We start from the raw sequence: 1,720 nt of genomic DNA, 5'->3' as shown, positions 1-1,720 counted from the left end.
ACCTATCTCAAGGTTCGCGACCGCCAGTCCTACGAATTCGCGGCGGCGAGCGCGGCGATAGGGCTGGAGCTCGAAGGCGACGGTCGCACCATCCGCGACATCCGCGTCGCGCTCGGCGGCGTCGCCACCAAGCCGTGGCGCGCGCGGGCAGTCGAAAACGAGCTCAAAGGCAAGACGTTGACCGAGGCCACCGTGCGCAAGGCGAGCGAACTCGCCATGGAAGGCGCCGTCGACCATGGCGCCAACCACTACAAGATCGAGCTCGCGCCGCGCGTCGTCGCGCGCGCCATCCTCAATTTGGGAGAGACGGCATGACCGTTCATGAGATGAAACATGCGGCTTCGGACAGCGCCCGCCTCGAGGCGGTGGGCGGGCGGCTGTCGCGTGTCGACGGCCCGGCCAAGATCACCGGCGCGGCGCACTACGCGGTCGAGCAGCAACTCGAAGGGCTGGCGCACGCAGTGATGATAGAAAGCACCATCGCCGCCGGAACGGTGGTGGCCATCGACAGCAGAGCGGCGGAGACAGCGCCCGGCGTGCTTCTGGTGCTGACGCCCGACACTATCATGGAGTTGAAGGGCGCTTCGGATTGGCTCGGCAACCCGCCGTCGCAACAGACCTATTGCCCGCTTGCCCGCACGGTCACCTATTCCGGCCAGCATATCGCCGCGGTGGTGGCCGAGACCTTCGAGCAGGCGGTCGCGGCGGCCGCCCTCGTCAAGGTGACCTATGACGAGACGCCGGCGATCGTCGACCTCAGCGACCCCAAGGCCGGCGACGGCATCCCGATCGACGCCATGACCAAGGAGTGGGGCGACGCTCAAGGTGCCTTCGCCGCCTCGCCGGTGCGCGTCTGCGCGGCCTACAACACGCCGCGCGAATTCCAGGCGGCGATGGAACCGCATGGGCTGATCGCCCGCTGGCAGGGCGAGGCGCTCACCATCTGGGAGCCCAGCCAATGGCTGGACGGCATGGCGCGCACCTATGCCGAATGGTTCGCGATCCCGTTCGAGAATGTGCGGCTGGTCTCGCCCTATATCGGCGGCGGCTTTGGCTCGAAGGCGCTGGCGCTCGCCCACAGCGCGGTGGCGGCGGCCTCGGCGAAGATGCTCGGACGACCGGTGAAGCTGGTGCTGACCCGGCCGCAGAATTTCACCTCCTATGGCGGCCGCGCCGCGACCCGCCAGACGGTGGCGATCGGCGCAGACAAGGACGGCCGCATCCAGTCGATCGTGCATCGCGGCGTCAACGAGACGGCGGTCGATGGCATGTGGGTCGAGCCGCTCGGCTCCGTCACCTCGATCATGTACGCCACGCCCAACTTCTCCTCGAAGCAGAATGTGGTGCGGGTGAACACCGTGGTGCCCGGCGCCAAGCGCGCGCCGGGCGAGAACCCCAGCGCCTTCGGCATCGAATGCGCCATCGACGAGCTCGCCTATGAGGTCGGCATCGATCCGCTGGAAATCCGGCTGAGGAACTACGCCGAACAGGATCCGCACGCCAGGAAGGCGTGGTCGACCAGGCAGTTGCGCGAGGCCTTCGCAGCCGGCGCCGAGGCGTTCGGCTGGGGGAAGCGTTCGCCAATGCCGCGCTCGATGCGCGACGGCCACCAGCTGATCGGCTGGGGCGTGGCGGCCGGCACCTATCCGGTGCGGCGCGCCCATGGCGAGGCGGTGGTGAATATCCTCGCCGACGGTTCGGTCGAGGTCGAAAGCTCCTC

1 protein-coding gene and 1 pseudogene are annotated in these 1,720 nt (G+C 68.3%); both read left to right on the top strand.

The window, feature by feature from the left end; genetic code table 11:
* Positions 1 to 315, top strand: a pseudogene (locus EN781_RS31875) (xanthine dehydrogenase family protein subunit M); the annotation flags it as partial.
* On the top strand, positions 312 to 1,720 hold a 1,409-nt coding region (locus EN781_RS31870), incomplete at its 3' end, for a xanthine dehydrogenase family protein molybdopterin-binding subunit (protein ID WP_145965762.1). The pseudogene EN781_RS31875 and the gene EN781_RS31870, both read left to right, overlap by 4 nt.

Source organism: Mesorhizobium sp. M4A.F.Ca.ET.090.04.2.1 (assembly GCF_003999085.1).
Taxonomy (GTDB): Bacteria; Pseudomonadota; Alphaproteobacteria; order Rhizobiales; family Rhizobiaceae; genus Mesorhizobium.
This window is presented reverse-complemented; position numbering and strand designations above follow the sequence as displayed.